This window comes from Pectobacterium araliae (assembly GCF_037076465.1).
Taxonomy (GTDB): Bacteria; Pseudomonadota; Gammaproteobacteria; order Enterobacterales; family Enterobacteriaceae; genus Pectobacterium; species Pectobacterium araliae.
Genome location: NZ_AP028908.1, coordinates 3,847,738 through 3,863,699 on the forward strand (window position 1 = coordinate 3,847,738; position 15,962 = coordinate 3,863,699).

Sequence of the window (15,962 nt, forward strand, 5' to 3'; positions counted from 1 at the left end):
GAATTTTGAATATACTGACCAGATTAACTAGCTAACAATCCAACGTCCACACAATTACTATCGGTTTAAGAAATAATTCTCTGGGGGATAAAAATTATGATCACACGAAGAGCAGCCGGGCAATGCGGCCAGGCCGATTATGGCTGGTTGCAGGCACGCTATACCTTCTCTTTCGGTCACTATTTTGACCCCCAGTTGCTGGGTTATGCTTCTCTCCGTGTGCTCAATCAGGAAGTACTGGCACCGGGGGCATCATTCCAGCCGCGAACTTACCCACGGGTTGATATCCTGAACATTATTCTTCAGGGGGAAGCAGAATACCGTAACAGCAATGGCGGCCATATTCAGGCCAAAGCGGGCGATGTGTTGTTGCTTGCCACTCAACCAAACGTTAGCTACAGCGAACATAATACCAACCCCAGCAAGCCGTTGACACGCCTGCAATTATGGCTGAACGCCTGCCAAACCAGAGAGAACAGCCCGCTGCAACGCATGGGACTCAATACATCACCTCATACTTTGCTTGCGTCACCGGAAGGCGAACAAGAAAGCCTGCAACTGCGTCAACAGGTCTGGATTCACCATGTCGATCTCCAGCCGAATGAACAAAGCACGATAGTGCTACAGGGAAATCAGGCCTATCTCCAGTTGATTCACGGTTCAATGGTGGTGAAAGGCGATCAGCACAGTGAAGCATTACACTGCGGCGATGGTGCCTTCATCAAGGAAGAAAACACGTTGGCGCTACAGGCAGAATCTCCGTTGCGAGCACTGCTCATCGATCTGGTTGTGTAGTTTCTCTTCCCATCGTCTTCGCAGGAAAACGCCACTCGCTCGGCGTTTTTATTCAGCCGTGGTAAGATATCCGTCTTGTTCCTCAATGTGTCAGGTGATATGACAATGGATTCAACCAAACAGGACAAACTTCTTGCCCAGGCTGAACAGATTTGTCAGCAGCGCGCTGTGCGTCTAACACCACAGCGGTTGGAGGTTCTACGCCTCATGGCACAACAAACGGGTGCGATCAGCGCTTATGACCTGCTGGATCTTCTGCGACTCACTGAACCTCAGGCCAAACCGCCTACGGTGTATCGCGCACTGGACTTTCTGCTGGAACAGGGCTTTATTCATCGCGTTGAATCAAACAACAGCTACGTGTTGTGCCACCATATAGAAGACCACAGCCATACGTCTGCCCTTTTCATCTGCGACCGCTGTCGGCAAGTCACTGAACGCCAAACCGAAGGTGTAGAAGAAACGCTACGCAGTCTGGCGCAGCAGTCAGGATTTACACTGCGTCACAGCGTGGTGGAAGCACATGGGTTGTGTGGTGACTGTCAGGAAGTAGCATCATGCAAACAGCCGGATCATTGCGATCACGACCATACGGTCCCAATTAAAAAACGATAGCCCCGAAGGCTATCGTCTCTTTCAGCGAAGAAGCATCACGTCCACTACCAGTGATATTTGTGGTGCTCTTCCCAGAGTTTCACTTCTTTCTCTGCCGCTTCTTTTGCGTACCCGTAACGCTCTTGGATTCTCCCCACAAGTTGGTCACGTTTACCTTCGATGACCGTCAGATCGTCATCCGTTAATTTGCCCCATTGCTCTTTCGCTTTACCTTTAAACTGTTTCCAGTTACCGCTGGCTTGGTCTTTATTCATAAGAATCTCCCTACCTTAGGTGAATTGCGCATAAAAAATCGTGACTACCGACTTATGCGTCAGTTTCAGATAAATAGATTTATTCAATAAGCAGCATCATAGCTATGTGAACCATGACGGTGCTCTTCGCCACTGTCTGCCTTGATTACCGGGTTATCTACATGTGATGGCTAATGATCAATCGACAAACGAGCAATCAAGATAAAAATGCTCACCTTGATAAAAATTATAGCCGAATATTTCACTCAACATGAAAAACAAAGAATCTGTGACTAAAGCAGGCGTTGGGAAAGAGAAAATCACTGCAAAAAACAGTGAAGAAACAGAGGGTAATGAGGATCGTAGAAAACGCGCGCGAAATGTAACTAAATATATGCAACGAGCAGATTAACACGCTAAACGATGAATACAGAACATGATGCACTGACCCAGACAGACGAGCAGTGCATCTCTGTGAACGGTTAGCTCCAATCGCTGTTACGAATCACGCCAACCGCTAAACCTTCTATCGAAAAGCTTTGCTGACGTAGATCGACAATAATAGGGGCAAACTCTTCATTTTCAGCGAGGAGGTGCACTGTATTGCCCTGCTTCTTCAGGCGCTTCACCGTCACTTCATCGTCGATACGCGCCACCACAATCTGACCGTTGCGCACATCTTCGGTTTTATGTACGGCCAGCAAATCGCCATCCATAATACCAATGTTTTTCATCGACATCCCACTCACCCGCAGCAAGAAATCAGCGCTGGGTTTGAACATCGCAGGGTCAACCTGATAGTGACATTCGATATGTTCCTGCGCCAGCAGCGGTTCACCTGCGGCCACGCGCCCCACCAGAGGAATCCCCGTCTCTTCTTCCATCAGCAGACGAATACCACGAGAAGCGCCCGAGACAATTTCAATCACGCCTTTACGCGCCAGCGCTTTCAGATGTTCTTCAGCCGCATTGGGAGAGCGGAACCCCAATTGTTGGGCAATTTCCGCCCGTGTTGGCGGCATTCCGGTTTGCGCAATATGATCGCGGATCAGGTCATAAACCTGCTGCTGCCTTGCTGTTAATACTTTCATTCCGCCCCCTGGTTGTTTATACAGTCTTGCTGTGAGTATATACAGGTAAGGCACAATTGGGAATGAAGATATCGGTAAAGCCCCTGACTTTTACTCATTTATGCGTGCCGTCAGGCAAAATGTTGCCAGAGGATACTGCCCCACACAACAACGGCTAACAAGATAGCCACAAAGACAGCGGCCGACCCAATATCTTTCGCCCGACCAGATAATTCGTGATGTTCGAGGCCAATGCGATCGACAACCGCTTCAATGGCGCTATTAGCCAACTCAAACAGCATAATCAATACCACAGACCCGATCAGCAGCAGTTTTTCGACCAGCGTAACTGGCAGTAAACACGCGATAATGACGCCGACCAGGGTCAGTATCGTCTCCTGACGAAATGCCGCCTCATGCTGCCACGCCTGCTTCAGCCCCTTAAAGGAATAACCGGTTGCCTTAATAATCCGGGTCACCCCCGTTGCTTTATTCATTTATCCTCCGCTATTTATGCAAAATAGTTCGCATTTTAACGCACCTACGTTGTCTCATCACCACAGATCTCCGGCGCAGTTTCTGGTATCCTTGCGGCGCATTGCTAACAAGAGGCTCCACGTTGTTATGTCAGGTTGGCGTAAAATTTACTATAAATTATTGAATCTACCACTGAAATTGCTGGTAAAAAGCAAAGTTATTCCCGCAGATCCAGTGGTCGAGTTGGGGTTAGATCCCTCACGTCCTATACTCTATGTTCTGCCTTATAACTCTCAGGCGGATCTCTTGACGCTACGTGCGAAATGCTTGGCATTGGGGCTATCCGATCCTTCGTTATCGTTCGAATTCAATGGCGTCGAACTTCCTAGCCACGTCTTTATTAATGACGGGCCGCGCGTCTTCCGCTATTACGTTCCCAAGCAGAAATCCGTCAAACTGTTCCACGACTATCTGGACCTGCATCGTGCCAATCCAGATTTAGACGTACAGATGGTGCCGGTTTCCGTGATGTTTGGGCGCTCCCCGGGTCGGGAAGGCCACTCTCAGGCCGCACCACACCTGAGATTGCTCAACGGTATAGAGAAATTCTTCGCCGTCCTGTGGCTAGGTCGCGACAGCTTTGTCCGCTTCTCCAGCCCGGTGTCGCTGCGCTATATGGCGACCGAGCACGGCACTGACAAAACCATAGCCCACAAACTGGCGCGTGTCGCACGTATGCATTTCTCCCGCCAGCGTTTGGCGGCAGTTGGGCCACGCTTGCCGGTGCGTCAGGAACTATTTAACAAGCTGCTGGACTCCAAAGCGATCAAGAAAGCCGTAGACGATGAGGCACGCAGTAAGAAGATTTCCCACGAGAAAGCGCAGCAAAATGCCATCGAGCTGATGGAAGAAATCGCTGCCGACTTCTCCTACGAAGCGGTGCGTCTGTCAGATCGCGTCTTGAGTTGGACGTGGAACCGTCTTTATCAGGGGATTAACGTCCATAACGCCGAACGCGTGCGGCAACTGGCGCAGGATGGTCATGGCATTGTCTATGTGCCCTGCCACCGCAGCCATATGGATTACCTGCTGCTGTCCTACGTCTTGTACCATCAGGGTTTAGTGCCGCCGCACATCGCCGCAGGTATCAATCTTAATTTCTGGCCAGCGGGACCGATCTTCCGCCGTCTTGGTGCGTTCTTTATTCGCCGAACCTTCAAAGGTAACAAACTTTATTCCACCATTTTCCGCGAATACCTGGGCGAGCTATTTGCCCGTGGTTATTCCGTTGAATACTTCATGGAAGGCGGGCGTTCGCGCACGGGTCGTCTGTTAGAGCCGAAAACCGGTACGCTGGCGATGACCATCCAAGCCATGCTCAGAGGCGGTACACGCCCTATCACGCTGGTGCCGATTTATGTCGGTTACGAACACGTGATGGAAGTCGGTACCTATGCGAAAGAGCTACGCGGCGCGGTGAAAGAAAAAGAAGGCTTTATGCAGATGGTGCGTGGCTTACGTAAGCTGCGTAATCTGGGTCAGGGCTATGTGAACTTCGGCGAACCACTTCCGCTGACAACCTATCTGAACCAGCATGTGCCGCAATGGCGTGACGCGATTGATCCGATTGAAGCGCAACGCCCAAGCTGGCTAACGCCGACGGTGCAGGATATCTCCATGGATATCATGGTGCGCATCAATAATGCTGCGGCAGCGAACGCAATGAACCTATGTTCCACCGCCCTGTTAGCATCGCGCCAGCGTTCTCTGACCCGCGAGCAAATGCATGAACAGCTAGATTGCTACCTGCAACTGCTGCGTCAGGTTCCTTACCACAAAGATATTACAGCGCCTAAGAAGACAGCGGATGAACTGTTGGAACACGCGCTGGGCATGAACAAGTTTGAAGTAGAGAAGGACAGTATTGGCGACATCATCATTCTGCCGCGCGAGCAGGCCGTTCTGATGACGTATTATCGCAATAACATCCAGCACCTGTTGGTCTTGCCGTCGCTGATCGCCAGCATCGTCATCCATCATCGTCGGATTACACTTGCCGACGTCGTGCAACAAATCACGCTCATCTATCCACTGCTGCAAGCAGAATTGTTCTTACATTATTCCGAAGACCAATTACCAGGTGTGCTGGAAACCTTGGCTAATGAACTGATTCGACAACAGTTACTGTGTAGCCGTGACGGCGGGCTAGCCATTAATCCACCACGCATCCGTACGCTGCAACTGTTGTCAGCTGGCGTGCGCGAGACGCTGCAACGTTATGCGATTACGCTGTCCTTGCTATGCGCAAATCCAGAAATTAACCGAGGAACGCTGGAGAAAGAAAGCCGGAATATGGCACAGCGTCTGTCTGTTCTGCACGGAATTAATGCGCCGGAGTTTTTCGATAAAGCGGTGTTCTCCACGCTGGTTGCGACGTTACGTACAGCCGGATATATCACCGACAGTGCAGAAGCGGCGCAAGGCGATATCGTGGCAATCTACAACATCCTTGGCGATCTGATCACCCCGGAAGTTAAGTTGACTATCGAAAGTGCCAGCTCATCTGCCGAAATGGAAACAAACAGCCAGACGGTGTAAGAGGCAAAGCAGGAATAATAAGCCGGGGAAATGGCGGATAACATGCCGCCATCAAGCCGTGGACACGTTTAGCATGACAAACGAACCCGACATTCCGTCATAAAAAAAGCAGCGAGAAATCGCTGCTTTTTTGTCTCTGACGATAAGCTCTACAAGCCAAACAGCACGCCAATAAATATCGCCATACCCGCGTACTTATTATTGTGGAATGCTTTGAAACAAGCATCACGTTCACGCCTGGCAGTCAATATTTGCTGATAGACAAACATCGCGCCAGCTACCAGCAGCGAAATGTAGTAGGGAATTGCCAGTCCGGTAATGCTTCCCAAAGCCAGTAGCAACAGCAGCATACTGAACTGCAATAACCCGATGATGATATTGTCAAAACGGCCAAATAAGATCGCTGTGGATTTCACGCCGATCTTCAAGTCGTCATCACGATCTACCATCGCATATTGCGTATCGTAAGCCACCGTCCAGCAAATATACGCCAAAAACATCATCCAGCAGGTCACCGGCAAGCTTTCACTGACCGCAGCGTAGGCCATCGGAATCGACCAGCCAAACGCCGCCCCCAGCACGAACTGAGGCAGATGGCTGACCCGTTTCATAAACGGATAAACCCACGCCAGAGCCAGCCCGGCGACAGACAATAAGATAGTCATCTTATTCAGCGTCAACACCAGACCAAACGCCAACAAGACCAGCACCACAAACAGAACTTTGGCAGATTGCTCGCTCACCTCACCGCTGGGCAAGGGGCGAGAAGCCGTACGTTTTACATGGCCGTCAAAATGCCTGTCGGCATAATCATTAATGACGCAACCCGCCGCACGCATAAGGAAAACACCTGCGACAAAAACAATGAGCGTCCACGGTGCAGGTGTTCCTCCTCCCGCCAGCCACAGCGCCCATAGCGTCGGCCACAGCAGTAACAGAGAACCTACCGGTTTATCAATCCGCATCAAGCGACAATAAGCCAGCCATTTCCCTGCGGTAACACTTCTTTCCAAGGATTTATCTCCTCAAATTACCTGCCAACCTTCATCACCTGGTGTGTAATAAACGGGTGATTCCGGTAAGAAAAGCTCAGTCAACAGTAACGGATGACCAGAAAGACACAGGCGGGAACGCCGAGCCCATAAGCCTTCACTGCACCCGGTATGAATATAATCACGCGTCAGCGATTTTTGCTCAAACAGATAACGACCTAACGGCTGATGGCCTATTTTCGTCAACGCTGCACCTGAACCATCGAGCGTCTGTTGCGGAACAATCGTTCTGCCGAAAAGCCAAGGGCGATCGTCACCATACAGCACCACTTCACGCAGCCAGTAACGTTCATCGAGAGGGAGTTGATCGCGCTCTTCGCCCAACACCTGTGACGTAATGACCCCCTCACGACAAAGCGTGACCCTCAGTTGGGCACAGTATTTTTCAAGCCGCTGCGTCATGGAACTGGTTTCCATCAGCCAGTCACCAATGTGTTCAGGTAATACCGAAGGGGGTTCAGTAAACCAGGATATGGTGCGTAGAAGCGTTGACGCATCGTCAGACATTGTCCCGACTCCAAACAGGGTTGCTTATCGATAAAGCATTCGTAAATAAAGTAAGCGCACCTATTGTAGCGCAGAATGCTTCCCCGATAACACGCTATAACCCAATTCATCCCTGATGTGGCAACATTTCAGCAATGGGACTAAATGTGTCACGTCCATCGCGATGTTTCAGTAACCATTCATTAGATAATCTGGCGAAAAATCAGCCAAAAGAAACGACTACCTCAATAATCCATTGAATTGATTAAATAGAAATGGGGCGCATAAAAAAAGCACCACCCAGTATCGCGACCGGATAGTGCTCTTTAAAGGACAGAAAGACGAGCTTCTGTAATCGACGCCCTGTCACCGGAAAACGGCTTCTGGTGGCAGGAGTGTCACATTACATCATGCCGCCCATACCACCCATACCGCCCATGCCACCAGCAGCACCTAAGTCAGGTGCATCGCCTTTCGGCAGGTCGGTGACCATACATTCGGTGGTGATCATCAGACCAGCAACGGAAGCCGCGAACTGCAGCGCAGAACGGGTAACTTTGGTCGGGTCCAGGATACCGAAGTCGATCATGTTGCCGTATTCTTCAGTTGCTGCGTTGTAACCGTAGTTACCTTCGCCTGCTTTAACGCTGTTCGCAACCACAGATGGCTCTTCGCCAGCATTGGAAACGATCTGACGCAGTGGCGCTTCCATCGCGCGCAGCGCAACTTTGATACCCACGTTCTGGTCTTCGTTTTGAGCAGTCAGAGAAGCCAGTTTAGCCGCGACACGAACCAGCGCCACACCACCACCAGCAACCACACCTTCTTCTACCGCGGCGCGAGTCGCAGCCAGGGCATCTTCAACGCGTGCTTTCTTCTCTTTCATTTCAACTTCAGTTGCTGCGCCAACTTTGATGACAGCTACGCCGCCAGCCAGTTTAGCCACTCGCTCTTGCAGTTTTTCTTTGTCGTAATCTGAGGTTGCTTCTTCAACCTGCTGACGGATCTGAGCAACACGGCCCTGGATCGCAGCTTCTTCACCCGTACCATCGATGATGGTGGTAGTGTCTTTGTTGATCACAACGCGTTTTGCCTGACCCAGATCTTCCAGCGTTGCTTTTTCCAACTCCAGACCGATCTCTTCAGAAATAACAGTACCGCCAGTCAGCGTAGCGATGTCTTGCAGCATAGCTTTACGGCGGTCACCGAAGCCCGGCGCTTTCACCGCAGCGACTTTCACGATGCCACGCATGGTGTTAACCACCAGTGTCGCCAGCGCTTCGCCTTCAACGTCTTCAGCAACGATAACCAGCGGTTTGCCCGCTTTCGCTACCGCTTCCAGAACTGGCAGCATTTCGCGGATATTGGAGATTTTTTTGTCAGCCAGCAGAATGAACGGGCTTTCCAGTTCTACAGCACCGGTTTCCGGTTTGTTGATGAAGTACGGAGACAGGTAGCCACGGTCGAACTGCATACCTTCAACCACATCCAACTCGTCTTGCAGACCGGTACCTTCTTCAACGGTGATAACACCTTCTTTACCGACTTTATCCATTGCTTCGGCAATCATTTTGCCTACGGTTTCGTCGGAGTTAGCAGAGATGGTACCCACCTGAGCGATAGCTTTAGAGTCAGAGCACGGTACAGACAGTGTTTTCAGCTCTTCAACAGCGGCGATAACGGCTTTATCGATACCGCGCTTCAGATCCATCGGGTTCATGCCCGCGGCAACAGCTTTCAAGCCTTCAGTGATGATAGCCTGCGCCAATACGGTTGCGGTCGTGGTGCCGTCGCCTGCTGCGTCATTCGCTTTAGAGGCAACTTCTTTCACCATTTGTGCGCCCATGTTCTCGAACTTGTCTTCCAGCTCGATTTCACGCGCAACAGATACGCCGTCTTTAGTAATGGTCGGTGCACCGAAGGATTTATCCAAAACTACGTTACGGCCTTTTGGGCCCAGGGTAACCTTCACTGCATCAGCCAGTACATTCACGCCGCGCAGCATTTTTACGCGAGCGTCATTACCGAATTTTACGTCTTTAGCTGCCATGGTGTATTTCCCTTAAATTCGTTCAGTTCAGATGATTACGCGCAATTACGCTTCAACAATTGCCAGAATGTCGCTTTCAGACATGATCAACACTTCTTCGTTATCGATCTTCTCTGCTTTCACGCCATAGCCATCATTGAAAATAACGATGTCGCCCACTTTCACATCCAGCGGCTTCACTTCGCCATTTTCCAGGATACGTCCGTGACCTACGGCCAGAACCTCACCACGGGTAGATTTACCAGCAGCGGAACCAGTCAGTACGATACCGCCAGCAGATTTTGACTCGACTTCTTTGCGCTTGACGATCACGCGGTCATGCAATGGACGAATATTCATTGATAGCTCTCCTTTGAGAAAGTCCATATCGGTTTAGGATAAACGCCGACGATGTTTTCATAACGACTATGCTTTTCATAATCGGCCTTGTGGTGTTCTAAGTGGGGGCGTTTCGCTGCCCTTCAAGGGAGAAAATTCATTTTTTTTGCGTTAGGCGGTTACATGTAACCGATGCCAGATAAAAAATAAGGATTATCAACATGATAATCCTTATCTGTTTTTCAGGCAGTCGCGACGTTAGCGCTCGTCCCGATCGTCGCGGTGTTCAATATTTCCGCGCCCACCGTCCTTGCGCTGATATTCACCTTCAAAAGTATTCCCGCCAGAAGGCGGTGCGTCGGAACCGGAACGCCAAATGTGTAAGTGAGGCATCAGTTTGAGCGTCAGGCTTTTCTGTACTGGCGGCAGTAACAACAACAGCCCCAGAAAGTCGGTCAGGAAACCCGGAATCAGGAGCAGGAAGCCAGCCAGCACCAGTGAAACGCTTTTAACCATTTCAGCCGCAGGGCTTTCACCTGCCGCCATTTTCTGCTGCATCTGCACCAGCGTTTTCATTCCCTGATTACGCACCAGCGAGACGCCCACGCAGGACGTGAAGACCACCAGCAGCAGAGCCATGGCGACACCCAATACTTCAGCCACTTGAATAAACAGCGATATCTCGATGTATGCTAAAAGAAAAATCAGTAATAACGGTAACCAGCGCACCCGGTTCTCCTGTGTTTTTTTAACGCGTACTGTCGTTAATAAGAACGTGTGTTAATGAAAACGTGTTAAGCCATCACGATTGAAAATCCAGATACGCTTTACTCCCAATGGATTAGGTGAGACACGCGCTCTGCCCTGCAATCCGGCACATCATGATTTAGTTAAATGGGTGTGCCTTTGCACGTTTTCAAGCCGCCACGCTACGATTATTGTTCTAAAATAATGACTCGTGACTACAATCACAGTTCATTTACTGTAACGGTAGAGAGCACCAGTATAGTGATCTAAACACCTGTTTTTCACTGCCATAACGACATATCCTCACGGCAATGGATATATGGTTGGTCAAACATCCCAATACTATTGCCGAGAGAAGACGGTTTATCCGTAGTCGCTCTATTTTCCGAAGTAAAGCCATCTGAAAAACCAGCCCACAACGTCTAGTCACCTCACTAGTCGTACAACAGGATAGGAATTTTCATGTCAGAAAACATCCGTATTGAAGAAGACCTGTTAGGCACCCGAGAAGTTCCCGCAGACGCGTATTATGGTGTTCATACGCTGCGCGCCGTCGAAAACTTCTATATCAGTAACAATAAAGTCAGCGACATTCCCGAGTTCGTGCGCGGCATGGTCATGGTGAAGAAAGCCGCCGCGCTGGCGAACAAAGAACTGCAAACTATCCCGAAAAAAATCGCCGACGTCATCATCCGCGCCTGTGATGAAGTGCTGAATAACGGCAAATGCATGGATCAGTTCCCGGTAGATGTCTATCAAGGGGGCGCGGGCACGTCGGTGAATATGAATACCAACGAAGTATTAGCCAATATTGGTCTGGAGTTGATGGGCCACCAGAAAGGCGAATACCAGTATCTGAACCCCAACGATCACCTGAATAAATGCCAATCCACCAATGATGCCTACCCCACCGGATTTCGTATCGCGGTCTACGCGGCCGTACTGAAGCTGACGGAAGCGATAGCGAAGTTGAGTGAGGGTTTCGAACGCAAAGCTAAAGAGTTTGAAGACGTTCTGAAGATGGGCCGCACCCAGTTGCAGGACGCGGTGCCGATGACGCTCGGACAAGAATTTCATGCGTTCAACGTGCTGTTGCAGGAAGAAATCAAAAACCTGTTGCGCACGGCGGAACTGCTGCTTGAAGTCAATCTGGGCGCGACTGCAATCGGTACGCGCTTGAACACGCCAGACGGCTACCAGCAACTGGCGGTACAGCGTTTGGCGGAAGTCAGCGGCCTGCCGTGCGTGCCCGCAGAAGATTTGATCGAGGCGACGTCAGACTGCGGTGCCTATGTGATGGTGCACAGTTCGCTGAAACGTCTGGCCGTGAAACTGTCGAAGATCTGTAATGACTTGCGTCTGCTCTCTTCAGGCCCGCGCGCTGGCCTGAATGAAATCAACCTGCCGGAGTTACAGGCAGGCTCTTCGATCATGCCAGCCAAGGTTAACCCCGTGGTGCCGGAAGTGGTCAATCAGGTGTGCTTCAAGGTCATCGGTAACGACACCTGCGTCACCATGGCATCGGAAGCTGGACAATTACAGTTGAACGTGATGGAACCGGTTATCGGCCAGGCGATGTTTGAATCGACCCATATCCTGACCAACGCTTGCTACAACCTGCTGGAGAAATGCGTCAACGGCATCACCGCCAATAAAGGTGTCTGCGAAGCCTATGTTTTCAACTCTATCGGCATTGTGACGTACCTGAACCCGTTCATCGGCCACCACAACGGCGATATCGTCGGCAGAATCTGCGCCGAAACAGGCAAAAGCGTGCGTGAAGTCGTACTGGAGCGCGGTCTACTGACAGAAGCCGAGCTGGATGACATTTTCTCCATCCAGAACTTGATGCATCCGGCGTACAAAGCCAAACGCTATACCGATGAAAACGAGCTTCCCTAATACCGACATCTAATTCCAACAGGCACGTCCGTTCACGAAGAACAGCGTGCCTTTATTTTTTGCTGCATACAGCCATAAGAATAAGTTATGAAATTTTTATTATTAATTAAGGAGCGCAGTCATGCTTGGTCTTGAGTTACTCATCGTTCTGCTCGCCATCTATTTGGGGGCTCGACTGGGAGGCATCGGCATTGGTTTCGCTGGTGGCCTAGGGGTGCTCATACTTACGCTAGGGTTTCAGATCAAACCCGGCGTCATCCCTTTTGATGTCATTGAAATTATCATGGCCGTTATCGCCGCCATCGCCGCCATGCAGGTGGCGGGCGGAATGGATTATTTGGTCAGCCTAGCGGAAAAACTGCTGCGTACGCACCCGAAATACGTCACCTTTCTCGCGCCACTGGTCACTTACTTCATGACGATTCTGGCGGGAACCGGACACACCGCGTTCTCCACTCTGCCAGTTATCGCCGAAGTTGCCAAAGAGCAAGGGATTCGCCCGTCTCGCCCGCTCTCTATCGCCGTTGTCGCGTCGCAAATCGCGATTACCGCGTCCCCCATCTCTGCGGCGGTGGTGTTTGTCGCCGGTATTCTTGAGCCGCACGGGGTCAGCTACCTGCTGCTGTTAGGGATTTGTATTCCTACCACGCTCGCAGCGATTATGCTGACAGCGATTGTGACCAATTTCCTGGGCAAAGAGCTAAAAGATGATCCGATTTATCAGGAACGGCTGAAAAAAGGTGAAACCACGCTGCGCGGTAATAGCCAGCATGAGATCAAACCGGGAGCCAAGCTGTCTGTGCTGCTGTTTCTAATCGGCATCGTCGCTGTCGTTCTGTATGCCACGGCAATCAGCGGCACCGTTGGGCTGATTCAAAACCCGGTACTGCCACGCAACGAAGCGATTGTGGTCTTCATGCTGACCATCGCCACGCTGATTTGCCTCACCTGCAAAATCGACACCTCGCGCATCCTCTCTGCCAGCACGTTTAAATCTGGCATGAGCGCCTGTATCTGCGTAATGGGCGTGGCCTGGCTGGGCGATACCTTTGTTAAAGCCCACATTTCCGATATTCAGGACACCGCAGGCGCACTGCTGCAAAGCTACCCGTGGATGCTGGCCGTCGTGCTGTTCTTCGCCGCTACACTGCTTTACTCTCAGGCGGCAACAGCGAAGGCGCTGATGCCTGCGGCGCTGCTGCTGGGTGTGTCTCCGGTCACAGCGGTAGCGTCTTTTGCTGCCGTTTCCGCCCTGTTCGTTCTGCCGACCTACCCGACCCTACTCGCAGCAGTGGAGATGGACGACACCGGCTCAACACGCATTGGCAAGTTTGTGTTTAACCACTCCTTTCTGATCCCCGGCGTGATAGCGATTACGCTGTCGGTAATATTTGGCTTCATCCTCGGTAGCATCCTGATCTAAAGATTTCCCTTCAGATAGGCCTCGCGGATCGACCTGACAGGTCGATCCGTATCATTTCCTCACGCAAATAAAGCAAGGTATAGTGTGGTTCTGGTTGTCTGGGATTTTGCTCATCTGACACGGAGGATATGATGTCTGACCGCCCGCTTTGCGACGCTGTCGTCATATTATGTACCGCACCTGACGATGCCTGTGCGCAACAGCTTGCCAACGCGCTGCTGGAAGCGCGGCTTGCAGCCTGCATCACTCTGCTGCCCGGCGCACGTTCGCTCTACTACTGGGAAGGAAAGCTCGAACAGCAATCAGAAGTACAAATGCTGATAAAAAGCGATATCTCACATCAGCAAGCGCTGCTGACCCACCTGAAACAACAACACCCTTATGATACGCCGGAACTGTTAGTCCTGCCGGTATCCGGGGCGACGGCGATTATCTGACATGGCTCAACGCATCTTTACGCTGATTTTCCTGTTATGGACAGCTGTCGGCACACCCAGTGTGGCCGCCTCTTCTTTTGGTCAGAAGCTATTTGGCAACAGTACGACGTCACGCTTTCTACCAGTCGATGGGGCTTTCGCCTTTGAGTTTCATCAGCAGGATAACCAGCTCAACCTGCGCTGGGATATCCATCCCGATTACTACCTGTACCGCGCGCAAATCAAGATCGAGGGAAACGGTGCCACGCTTGGCAAGGTGGAACTGCCACAGGGAGAAAGCCATAACGACGAGTTCTTCGGTCAGGTCTTTATTCTGCGGGATCGATTGGCGCTAACGGTCCCGATTGAACAGGCCGAAAACAGCACGACCGTCAAAGTAACCTATCAAGGCTGCGCTGATGCAGGTTTCTGCTATCCGCCGGAAACCCGTGTCGTTCCTCTCAGTCAGGTGTTGACTAACGCAGGCACAGGAGCGCCGCTCAATACCACATCAAACCAAAGCGCACCGCCGCAGAACACACCGATGCCCTTCTCACCATGGTGGGCGCTGTTGATTGGTATCGGCGTCGCCTTTACCCCCTGCGTCCTGCCGATGTACCCGTTGATTGCCAGTCTGGTGCTGGGCAGAAAAGAACAGCTGACACCGCGCCGCACGCTGCTACTGTCGATGACCTATGTTCAAGGCATGGCCTTGACCTACACACTTCTCGGGCTGGTTGTCGCCGCAGCCGGATTACGCTTTCAGGCCGCGCTCCAGCATCCGTACATTCTGATTAGCCTGTCGGTGATGTTTGTCGCACTGGCGCTTTCAATGTTTGGCCTTTATACGCTACAACTCCCGTCATCCGTACAGACTCGGCTGACAGAGTGGAGCAACCGCCAGCAAGGCGGCTCCGTCACTGGCGTATTCTTCATGGGCGCGCTGGCAGGGCTGATTTGTTCCCCCTGCACCACCGCCCCGCTCAGTGCCATCCTGCTTTACATCGCCCAGAGCGGCAACATGCTGGCAGGCGGCGGCACGCTCTATCTCTACGCACTCGGAATGGGTTTACCGCTCATTCTGGTCACGCTGTTTGGCAACAAACTGCTGCCGCGCAGCGGCCCGTGGATGCAGTACGTTAAGGAAGCGTTTGGCTTCATTATTCTGGCACTGCCCGTCTTTCTGCTGGAACGCATTCTGGGCGAAACGTGGGGAATGCGTATGTGGAGCACACTCGGCATCGCCTTCTTCGGCTGGGCGCTCATGCTGACGTTGCGTAGCAGCAAAGGCTGGATGCGCGGCGTACAGTTGCTGCTGCTGGCAGGCGTAGTGATCAGCGCTAAACCGCTGCAAGACTGGGTATTCCCCCCAACTGGCGTGGCGCAAACCCACACCTCGGCACTGAACTTCTCCCCAGTCGCCAACATTGCCGATCTCAACAGCGCGCTGGCAAAGAGCGCTCAGCCTGTTATGCTCGATCTTTACGCTGACTGGTGCGTGGCCTGCAAAGAGTTCGAGAAATACACGTTCAGCGACCCAGCGGTGCAAAACCATCTGTCGCGCATCACGTTACTACAAGCGGACGTCACCGCTAACCGCGAAGAACAAAACGCGTTGCTGAAAAAGCTACAGGTTTTAGGGCTGCCGACCATCGTCTTTTTTGACGCTCAGGGGAAAGAGATCCCCGGCTCGCGCGTCACTGGCTTTATGAACGCTGAACAATTTCAGGCACATTTGCAGAAATTCAGCCCATAAACAACACGATATATGTGCTTCTGG

General features: G+C 51.5%; 15 protein-coding genes and 1 pseudogene. 8 read left to right on the top strand and 8 right to left on the bottom strand.

The genetic code is table 11. The features are described from left to right. The first annotated feature begins 96 nt into the window (after window positions 1–96). The gene (locus tag AACH44_RS17485; protein WP_261849476.1) at window positions 97–795 is read left to right on the top strand and encodes a pirin family protein; all 699 of its coding nucleotides are present in this window, start codon (window positions 97–99) and stop codon (window positions 793–795) included. Between the two features lie 105 nt (window positions 796–900). Further along, window positions 901–1,410: a zinc uptake transcriptional repressor Zur gene (gene zur, locus AACH44_RS17490; RefSeq protein WP_261849477.1), complete on the top strand. Its 510-nt coding sequence runs from the start codon at window positions 901–903 to the stop codon at window positions 1,408–1,410. Between the two features lie 44 nt (window positions 1,411–1,454). On the opposite strand, the gene AACH44_RS17495 is transcribed toward zur, so the two are convergent. Beyond that, on the bottom strand, window positions 1,455–1,664 hold the full coding sequence (locus AACH44_RS17495; protein ID WP_261849478.1) for a CsbD family protein: 210 nt from the start codon (window positions 1,662–1,664) through the stop codon (window positions 1,455–1,457). 250 nt (window positions 1,665–1,914) lie between these two features. Between AACH44_RS17495 and AACH44_RS17500 the strand changes: the two genes are divergently transcribed. Then, window positions 1,915–2,055 carry a hypothetical protein gene (locus AACH44_RS17500; RefSeq protein WP_261849479.1) on the top strand — a complete coding sequence of 47 codons (141 nt, stop codon included), beginning with the start codon at window positions 1,915–1,917 and terminating at the stop codon, window positions 2,053–2,055. Window positions 2,056–2,125: 70 nt separating this feature from the next. Here AACH44_RS17500 and lexA read toward each other — a convergent pair whose 3' ends face one another. Both lexA and AACH44_RS17510 read right to left on the bottom strand, forming a co-directional pair. After that, window positions 2,126–2,734 carry a transcriptional repressor LexA gene (gene lexA / locus AACH44_RS17505; RefSeq protein WP_261849480.1) on the bottom strand — a complete coding sequence of 203 codons (609 nt, stop codon included), beginning with the start codon at window positions 2,732–2,734 and terminating at the stop codon, window positions 2,126–2,128. A 110-nt stretch (window positions 2,735–2,844) separates the two neighbouring features. Next, entirely contained in the window at window positions 2,845–3,210 is a 366-nt protein-coding gene (locus AACH44_RS17510) for a diacylglycerol kinase (RefSeq protein ID WP_338659356.1), read from the bottom strand. A gap of 127 nt (window positions 3,211–3,337) precedes the next feature. Between AACH44_RS17510 and plsB the strand changes: the two genes are divergently transcribed. Next, window positions 3,338–5,788, top strand: coding sequence for a glycerol-3-phosphate 1-O-acyltransferase PlsB (gene plsB / locus AACH44_RS17515; protein WP_338659357.1), 2,451 nt, complete (start codon window positions 3,338–3,340; stop codon window positions 5,786–5,788). A 149-nt stretch (window positions 5,789–5,937) separates the two neighbouring features. Here plsB and ubiA read toward each other — a convergent pair whose 3' ends face one another. The 5 genes from ubiA to AACH44_RS17540 form a co-directional block, all read right to left on the bottom strand. After that, window positions 5,938–6,801, bottom strand: coding sequence for a 4-hydroxybenzoate octaprenyltransferase (gene ubiA, locus AACH44_RS17520; RefSeq protein ID WP_261849483.1), 864 nt, complete (start codon window positions 6,799–6,801; stop codon window positions 5,938–5,940). A gap of 12 nt (window positions 6,802–6,813) precedes the next feature. Then, a complete protein-coding gene (gene ubiC / locus AACH44_RS17525) occupies window positions 6,814–7,347 on the bottom strand; it encodes a chorismate lyase (RefSeq protein ID WP_261849484.1) in 534 nt (177 codons plus the stop codon). Between the two features lie 382 nt (window positions 7,348–7,729). Further along, window positions 7,730–9,376, bottom strand: coding sequence for a chaperonin GroEL (gene groL, locus AACH44_RS17530; RefSeq protein ID WP_261849485.1), 1,647 nt, complete (start codon window positions 9,374–9,376; stop codon window positions 7,730–7,732). A gap of 45 nt (window positions 9,377–9,421) precedes the next feature. Next, a complete protein-coding gene (locus AACH44_RS17535) occupies window positions 9,422–9,715 on the bottom strand; it encodes a co-chaperone GroES (RefSeq protein WP_005971295.1) in 294 nt (97 codons plus the stop codon). Window positions 9,716–9,952: 237 nt separating this feature from the next. Beyond that, window positions 9,953–10,423 (bottom strand): FxsA family protein, encoded by a 471-nt coding sequence (locus AACH44_RS17540; RefSeq protein ID WP_261849486.1) that lies wholly within the window; start codon window positions 10,421–10,423, stop codon window positions 9,953–9,955. Window positions 10,424–10,903: 480 nt separating this feature from the next. Between AACH44_RS17540 and aspA the strand changes: the two genes are divergently transcribed. The 4 genes and pseudogenes from aspA (at window position 10,904) to AACH44_RS17560 (ending at window position 15,938) form a co-directional block, all read left to right on the top strand. After that, entirely contained in the window at window positions 10,904–12,343 is a 1,440-nt protein-coding gene (gene aspA, locus AACH44_RS17545) for an aspartate ammonia-lyase (RefSeq protein WP_261849487.1), read from the top strand. Between the two features lie 121 nt (window positions 12,344–12,464). Further along, entirely contained in the window at window positions 12,465–13,766 is a 1,302-nt protein-coding gene (locus AACH44_RS17550) for an anaerobic C4-dicarboxylate transporter (protein WP_261849488.1), read from the top strand. A gap of 131 nt (window positions 13,767–13,897) precedes the next feature. Next, a pseudogene (gene cutA / locus AACH44_RS17555) lies at window positions 13,898–14,229 on the top strand (divalent cation tolerance protein CutA). Beyond that, window positions 14,205–15,938, top strand: a complete 1,734-nt coding sequence (locus AACH44_RS17560) for a protein-disulfide reductase DsbD (protein ID WP_261849489.1) — start codon at window positions 14,205–14,207, stop codon at window positions 15,936–15,938. Before cutA ends, AACH44_RS17560 begins: the two are co-directional and overlap by 25 nt. Window positions 15,939–15,962 lie beyond the last annotated feature (24 nt).